The following is a 6,737-nucleotide window of genomic DNA, read 5'->3' as shown; positions in this document are numbered from 1 at the left end:
ACGAGAATACAGAACTTACTTTCATATTGGTCAACATTGGGGACTGAATGAATCAACAGTGTACCGAATAATTCGGGTCTATAGAAAATATTTTAATTAAGTCCTTCGAATTTAGAATTCCAGGAAAAAAACAATTATTGAAATCAGGTAACCAAATCGAGATAGCAGTTATTGATGTAACGGAAACTCCGATTGAGCGTCCAAAAAAAAACCGAAAAAGTCCTACAGTGGTAAGAAGAAAAAGCACACCTTAAAATCTCAAGTTATCATTGATGAAAATAGCAAAGAGATAATCTGTATTGCTTACGGTAAAGGAAAAGAACATGATTTTAATTTGTTCAAAAAGAGTAAAACTAATCTCTCGGTAAAAACTAAATGTCTGGCAGATCAGGGATATCAAGGAATTCAAAAAATACATAAAATGAGTCATATTCCTCATAAAAAACCTCCCAAGAGTAAATTATCACCTCTCCAAAAAGAAGAGAATCGTCAGCTAGCTTCACAAAGAATTGTGATTGAACATGTCTATCGGAATATCAAAATATTTAAAATATTTTCAGAGCGATATCGTAACAGAAGAAAAAGATTTGGTTTGCGCTTTAATTTAATTGCTGCTATATACAACTACGAACTTTGTTTGAAAGAAAAAATTTAGCGATCGCTACTTTTGCAAGAGGTCTACTATCTACCAGCAGATGGTCTGGTTTACGCTTTGTTCTGGGGTCATCTAAGTTCTTGAGTTCATCGATAATGGTGCGTTTGACCCTTTTAACAGGATCAGATGGCCTCGAACTGGATGTTGGTGTTGAGCTAGACCCTGGTGCAAATCCTTTAGTCATGGCAATTAACCGAAGGAGAGACGATATTAGCTAGTGGAGCACGATTGAACCAATATTGTCTACAATCTCAGAGCAAGTATTAAAGCCTTTTTGTCAAGTAAATCTGATCTAAAGTTAAGTGCGATTACCCTGGGCATCTATGCCTTCCCCAGCGAGCAGATGACCTTGGTTGTGAGTTCTCTGTCATTAGGTGCAAGATCTGAGAATACCCCATGTCTGGTGTTTTTGCGTAAGTCCTGCTAGTATAGAATGTTAAGTTAACCAAGATTAGAAGGAGCAAATATGAATTACAGTGGTCTGGCAGAAAAGACTGTTCAAACACTGGATTGTATTGCCCAGGAGGGCGCTAAAGAAATAGCAGCAGCCTTTGATTTGGCTACCAGAACTAACTACATCCACCTTGTGTCGACTTTTTATCATTATTCTGCTCCTGGCGAAACACAACTGTTAAGAGCAGCTGAGGCAGCTCCTACTAATGCCATGAAAATGCTATATATTCATCTCGCCAGAGACGAGGCTGATCACGATATATTAGCAATACGAGATCTTAAAGCACTGGGCTATAAGCTTGAACCAGAATCGAAGTTAACAGCAGGCTATCATGCCTATTGGAGCAACTTTTCAGATGAAAAAGTAATAGAGTATTTGGGTATGAATGTCGTTATAGAGTATCTTATAAGTTACCTAAACTCCTGTGCGAAAACTATGCGCGAAAGACTCAAACTAAAAGCAGAAGAGTGTAGATGGTTGCAACTACATTGTGAAGAAGATGAACAACATGGCGAAGCTGCTGTGAAATGTGTGAAAGAGCACATAAATGAGCGATTCGCAGACTTAATGATTAAAGGCGGTATGGGAGACAAGAGACGCTTTGTCAGTATGTTTATTGATGCTTTGCAAAATAATGCTTCTCTGAATCCACTGTAAGCTCCTTTATTATTAAACTGCTCACATCTGGAGATAACTGAAAATATTTTTTTATATTTTCTGCGCAACAAAGATATCGAACTATGAATAAACAGGTAGATACAATGTCAGATAAATTTGGATATAAAAGCCTTAAAGAAGAAAATTTACCTCAACGGGAGATGTCTGCATCTGATCGATTTATTGACATTGATGCACGAAAAGATTGTTGCGATTTGCCATCTAATATATGGCCGTTTCTAATTGAAAGTAGCTACAAACAGCATTGGAAGGAAATTCCTATTTGGAAGAGTGCTCTGGAAATGGTGATTTACCCAATGCTTCTGTACGAACTAAGACCTAAAGTAGTCATTGAAATTGGGGCGTTTACAGGCGGTAGTGCTGTCTGGATCGCTGATCATCTGCAGATCTTTGAGATTCCATGCCAGGTTTACTCTGTTGACATTAATCTTGCCTTCTTAGACAAGAAATCACAACAAGACGATCGCATCACTTTCATTGAGGGTGATGTCAACAAAATTGAGGAATTATTTTCTGCCAAAATGCTTTCTGAATTAGATCATCCCTGGCTAATTATTGAAGATGCTCATGTCAATGTCTCTGGGATTTTAAGCACTTTTCATTCTCATGGACATGCTGGAGACTATATTATTATTGAGGACACCAATCTAGAGTGCTGGAAGTATTGGGATGAAAACTTTGAAGATATTGGTGATGTTAAGAGTGACAAGATTAGAGAGGTTAGTAGATTTTTGATGCAGTATAAAGACACTTACAAGATTGATGCTTTTTACCAAGACATTTTTGGATATAACGGTTCAAAATGTTGGAATTCAATCATCAAAAGAATGTTGTAAAATCTGTTAAAAACCTCAATCTCAAGGTGAGATGACTCCTGGCAGGGTTGCGAGCGTCTATGGGGGGAGTTTAGTAGTCCTGTAGAAGTAGTGATTTTACATCTTTTTTCGGTAGTGGTACAAAAGTAGTGATTTTAATCCCCGAAACCTTGACGCTTACCGTAGCCAAATCACTACATCTTTACCACTACCATTTTTTTGGCATTGCTGAATCTTCGAATGATTATGAGTAGGGTGGGCATCCTGCCTGTCCGGAAATATTGATAACGGGCAAGATGCCTGTTCCACGCCTGATGCCCGTTCCACAAAACTATTCAAATCATTCCACTATTCAGCAATGCCAAAATCTGAGCCTATGGATGGTGCGTTACTGGACGGACTTTGCCAGGCCCGAAAAGGCGGAAAATTTGGGCGAGCCCTTCCCTAACGCACCCTAAAGAATTTCCTAACCTTAAGAGGAGGGGGTGAAAAAAGACCTGATAAAGTCTGGCGCACCTGCGGAGCATCCTGGGGGTTCAGAGGGTTGAGGTGCCGGAGGCTTTTCAATAATCTCAACACCTACCTCTTCCCAACCTTTACGGACAGCTTTTTGTTCCAGGCTGCCAACACCAAATCGGTCACCTGCCACCTTGTATGTCTCTCTGGCAGCATCCTTAAAATCTGAGGTGGAACCCAGCTTATCCCTCAAGGTAAGATACCAGATCCAACCGGCCTTGTCCCAAGCGTATCCACCAATGTCCAGAGCAGCAATGTAGAAGGCTCGGTTGGGGATACCAGAATTGATATGAACCCCACCATTATCTTGAGACCCGGTGTAGATGTCTCTCATATGACCTGGTTGAGGGTCTTTACCTAGTCTGGGGTCGTTATAAGCACTCCCTGGTTCTTTCATGGAGCGAATGCCTTTAGCATTGACATTCTCAGTAAACAGACCAGCTCCAATCACCCAATCCGATTCACTAGCAGTTTGGTTCAGTGTCCGTTGCTTAACTAGGATTCCGAACACATCAGCGAAGTGTTCGTTGAGAGCACCTGGTTGATTCCGATAGACCAGTCCTGCTTCATATTGGATCACCCCATGGGTCAGCTCATGACCAATAATATCGATGGCGATAGTAAAGCGATTGAAGAGTCTCTCCTCTTCTGGCAAATCTTCATCCCCATCCCCATAGGTCATCTGTTGACCATTCCAGAAGGCGTTGTCAAAACCGCGCCCATAATGAACGGTTGAGGTCAACACCACCCCTCGATCATCAATCGAGTTCCGCTCGTATATGTCACGATATAAATCAAAGGTGGCTCCAGAACCATCGTAGGCTTCATCTACTGCTGTGTCACCTGTGGCCGGGTCTCCTTCCCCCCGGACTTGACGGCCAGGTAAACGAGTTTGGTAGTCTGCATGGCAGATCACCCGTTGTTTTGCTGCTCCTGGTTCTCGGGAACTGGGTCGTGTGGAGAAGTCAGCTAATTCCTGGCGCACCCCACGGAACTGACCAGATTCCACTAGGGCGCTCAATGCCCGTTCTCGCTGCATAGGGCTTCCCTGTTCTGAAACTTCCCGCAGCATATACGCCGGAACAATACAGTGCAGAGGGTTGTGGTGGTGATGGTGGTGATGGTGGTGATGGTGGTGATGGTGGTGATGGTGGTGATGGTTTATCTTGGTAGGCATAGTAGTATTTAAGTATTTTTGCTATTACTATGATCGCCCTTGCTAGCTCAGGTTTTATTGCCAAGTTTTATTGCCAGAAGCAACACCTTGGAAACCTTGCCAGCCACTTTTAATCATAGCGAAGTCAACTCAAAACAGTTTCTGATTTATGGCATTGCTTATTGGTCGGATGATTAAGTCTGTTCTATCTTTCCTTACTTCCAGTCTCTTCACCCTGTTTCACCGTTTCATAAAACATCCCCCCAAATCAGCAACGCCTTTATCTGTGGTGTCTCGATTGAAAAAATCGATACCCAAATCAGCATTACATTATAGGTTAGATTTCCGAGCTTTTAACTCTTTGATACAACAATCGTTACAATATAGTCGGATTGTATTATTTTTTCCTGATTAGTCATTGGCAAGGGTTCAACATTTTTTAATATCATGGAATAGCCATCAAAATTTTTAACGGCTAAATTTTCTTGGGCTGCTCTCAGGGTTAACTCAACCTCCTCTGGTTGTGAGTTTTCCTTAACAACCTCGAAGGCAATGGTGACTTGTCCTGGCTGCACACAAACCGCATCAACTGGGCATCTGGAATCCTCTACTATATCCAGAACCTTAACTTGCATCGTTTTCGATTCCATTAAGGCCATCTGATCGATATGAAGTTGAATCTCTTGATTTAAATCCGCCTTAACCAAATTTTCTGTTGCTTGAATCTCTTGATTTAAATCCGCCTTACTCAAATTTTCCGTTGCTTGAGTACAACCGAGCATCGGTTGAATCAGACTACAAATGATAATCAGTTTGATGAACCCTGAGACTAAAGCTAATCCGTTCGATTTCGTCATGATTGACCACCCCAAGTCGGTGTAAATGTAAGCCGTCAGCCGTCAGCCGTCAGTGGTCAGTAGTCAGTGGTCAGGGGTCAGGGGTCACCCGTTCGCTGATAGCTGATAGCTGATAGCACCTCAAGTAGCGTGCGCGTAGCGCATTAGCTTAAGTTTAACTTAGCAATCAAAGCACTAACGGGCTAAAAACCCGATCGTTCTTCAATTGAAATTATCTGAAGTTATCGAGTTAGTTACTCCTTGTCTTCCTGCTATTTTTTTTGAATTACTTGCATTAGAAGCAACACTGTCCCCTTTAGGAGAGAGAGAGTTGCTTAAACCTATAGGGAATAATCCCACCAGCTCAATGCTGGTGATGGTAACCTTTTCGCACCTACTTATTTTACCCTACTTATTTTAGAGTATTTTATCTTAATTGACATAAGAATAAACCGAAAAATCCTCAAGATCCTAACCGTGACTGTAATCCTATGGTAACCATTCAGCCCAAGGCTGATCAGCTATCAACTATTTCTGAAGGGTAACAGAACTCTGCCCTGCCAAACCGGGTCTCGAAAAAGTGCCCTATTTGAAAAAGCGATTAGGGCTGACTCTCTTTATTGATCCAGCATTGTCTTATCTTAGCTAAGAGCTGAATGGTGATGTCGGATTTGAATACAATATCTTGCGATTTATTAATTAACGTAAATTTATCAATCCAGGAACTTGCAACAATGAATTGAAATCAATTAACTGGTAAATAAGGGTAAATGCTATTCGAGGATCAATACTCTTACCCATAAGCCGGTCTTGCATAGGTGGGTCACGTTTTTGAGAGCTATACGACTTATCACGACCAAGCTTAGATATTGTTTCAGTTTATGGAACATCATGACTAAAAGTTTGTTAAAAATTTATCCCCTTGGCCATCTCAGTCTTGCTTTGGTGGAATGGGTATTACTGGCATGGGCGATTCGCCTGTGGCGTCGCTCAACTAGTCTGGCCATGATTGTGCTGCCAATTGTGCTAGCAAGCATTAGCTATGACAATCTAGTTCTGGCCATGGGGAGCCTGATTGGTGAAGGAGATCTCCTGAAATCACTGAGTATGGTGCGCTTCCTATTACACTTCTTAGTAGTGCCGCTGTTCATTGTAATTGCTGTTGAGCTAGCTCACCGCGCTGGAGCAGTTTGGGCTAATACAATTGTACGAGTTTTCTCCTGGGTGCTTGCCCTAGGACTGGGTGGGTTTGAAGTGGCGACCCAGTTTGTTGGCCTAGAATTGGTTCCAGTCACCTTTGCTGGCACCTTGCGCTACACAGTAGCGGAAGTGAGTGCTCCACCAATTGTAACAATTTTGGTCAATTTGTTCGTGCTGCTGATTGGTATCGGCATCTGGGTAAGGCTGAAATGGCCATGGCTATTTGTGGGAACCTTGGTTGCCCTAATTGGCAATGCTGTACCGATTTCTCGAGTTGGGACCCTTGTCGGTAGTGCCTCTGAATTCGTCATGGCTCTGAGTTTGCTATTAACTGAGCGGCGGACACAGTTTGTTCGTGCCCAACTCGGCTCAGGTGAAAAGACAACGAAGGTTGAAGGTTGGGTTGAAGGTTGAAGGTGGGGTTGAA

8 protein-coding genes and 1 pseudogene are annotated in these 6,737 nt (G+C 42.2%); 6 read left to right on the top strand and 3 right to left on the bottom strand.

Features of this window, described 5'->3' with window-relative positions; all coding sequences use genetic code 11:
- The 5 genes and pseudogenes from F6K38_RS43685 to F6K38_RS32570 all read left to right on the top strand — a co-directional run.
- The coding region (locus F6K38_RS43685; protein WP_353737241.1) for a transposase family protein at positions 1-100 on the top strand (100 nt) is incomplete at its 5' end.
- Between the two features lie 117 nt (positions 101-217).
- A pseudogene (locus tag F6K38_RS32585) lies at positions 218-655 on the top strand (transposase family protein); the annotation flags it as partial.
- A complete protein-coding gene (locus tag F6K38_RS32580; protein WP_287359217.1) occupies positions 634-873 on the top strand; it encodes a hypothetical protein in 240 nt (79 codons plus the stop codon). The pseudogene F6K38_RS32585 and the gene F6K38_RS32580, both read left to right, overlap by 22 nt.
- Before the next feature lie 248 nt (positions 874-1,121).
- Complete coding sequence (locus F6K38_RS32575) at positions 1,122-1,766, top strand: iron-containing redox enzyme family protein (protein ID WP_008190140.1); 645 nt, start codon at positions 1,122-1,124, stop codon at positions 1,764-1,766.
- Between the two features lie 83 nt (positions 1,767-1,849).
- Positions 1,850-2,623: a CmcI family methyltransferase gene (locus tag F6K38_RS32570; RefSeq protein ID WP_008190138.1), complete on the top strand. Its 774-nt coding sequence runs from the start codon at positions 1,850-1,852 to the stop codon at positions 2,621-2,623.
- 156 nt (positions 2,624-2,779) lie between these two features.
- On the opposite strand, the gene F6K38_RS32565 is transcribed toward F6K38_RS32570, so the two are convergent.
- The 3 genes from F6K38_RS32565 to F6K38_RS32555 all read right to left on the bottom strand — a co-directional run bounded on the left by F6K38_RS32565 (position 2,780) and on the right by F6K38_RS32555 (position 5,131).
- Positions 2,780-2,929, bottom strand: a complete 150-nt coding sequence (locus F6K38_RS32565) for a hypothetical protein (RefSeq protein ID WP_207554295.1) — start codon at positions 2,927-2,929, stop codon at positions 2,780-2,782.
- Positions 2,930-3,074: 145 nt separating this feature from the next.
- Positions 3,075-4,157 (bottom strand): M4 family metallopeptidase, encoded by a 1,083-nt coding sequence (locus tag F6K38_RS32560; protein WP_229419779.1) that lies wholly within the window; start codon positions 4,155-4,157, stop codon positions 3,075-3,077.
- Positions 4,158-4,627: 470 nt separating this feature from the next.
- On the bottom strand, positions 4,628-5,131 hold the full coding sequence (locus F6K38_RS32555) for a hypothetical protein (protein ID WP_008190132.1): 504 nt from the start codon (positions 5,129-5,131) through the stop codon (positions 4,628-4,630).
- A gap of 870 nt (positions 5,132-6,001) precedes the next feature.
- Here F6K38_RS32555 and F6K38_RS32550 point away from each other — a divergent pair.
- The gene (locus tag F6K38_RS32550; RefSeq protein WP_008190128.1) at positions 6,002-6,724 is read left to right on the top strand and encodes a hypothetical protein; all 723 of its coding nucleotides are present in this window, start codon (positions 6,002-6,004) and stop codon (positions 6,722-6,724) included.
- Positions 6,725-6,737 lie beyond the last annotated feature (13 nt).

Origin of the sequence: Moorena sp. SIO3B2, from assembly GCF_010692525.1 — a bacterium.
GTDB lineage: Bacteria > Cyanobacteriota > Cyanobacteriia > Cyanobacteriales > Coleofasciculaceae > Moorena > Moorena producens.
This window is presented reverse-complemented; position numbering and strand designations above follow the sequence as displayed.

Bases quoted from the DNA above. Each gene is read 5' to 3' on its own strand.
- F6K38_RS32575 (WP_008190140.1), top strand. From the start codon at position 1,122: ATGAATTACAGTGGTCTGGCAGAAAAGACTGTTCAAACACTGGATTGT.
- F6K38_RS32570 (WP_008190138.1), top strand. From the start codon at position 1,850: ATGAATAAACAGGTAGATACAATGTCAGATAAATTTGGATATAAAAGC.
- F6K38_RS32560 (WP_229419779.1), bottom strand. From the start codon at position 4,157: ATGCAGCGAGAACGGGCATTGAGCGCCCTAGTGGAATCTGGTCAGTTC.
- F6K38_RS32555 (WP_008190132.1), bottom strand. From the start codon at position 5,131: ATGACGAAATCGAACGGATTAGCTTTAGTCTCAGGGTTCATCAAACTG.
- F6K38_RS32550 (WP_008190128.1), top strand. From the start codon at position 6,002: ATGACTAAAAGTTTGTTAAAAATTTATCCCCTTGGCCATCTCAGTCTT.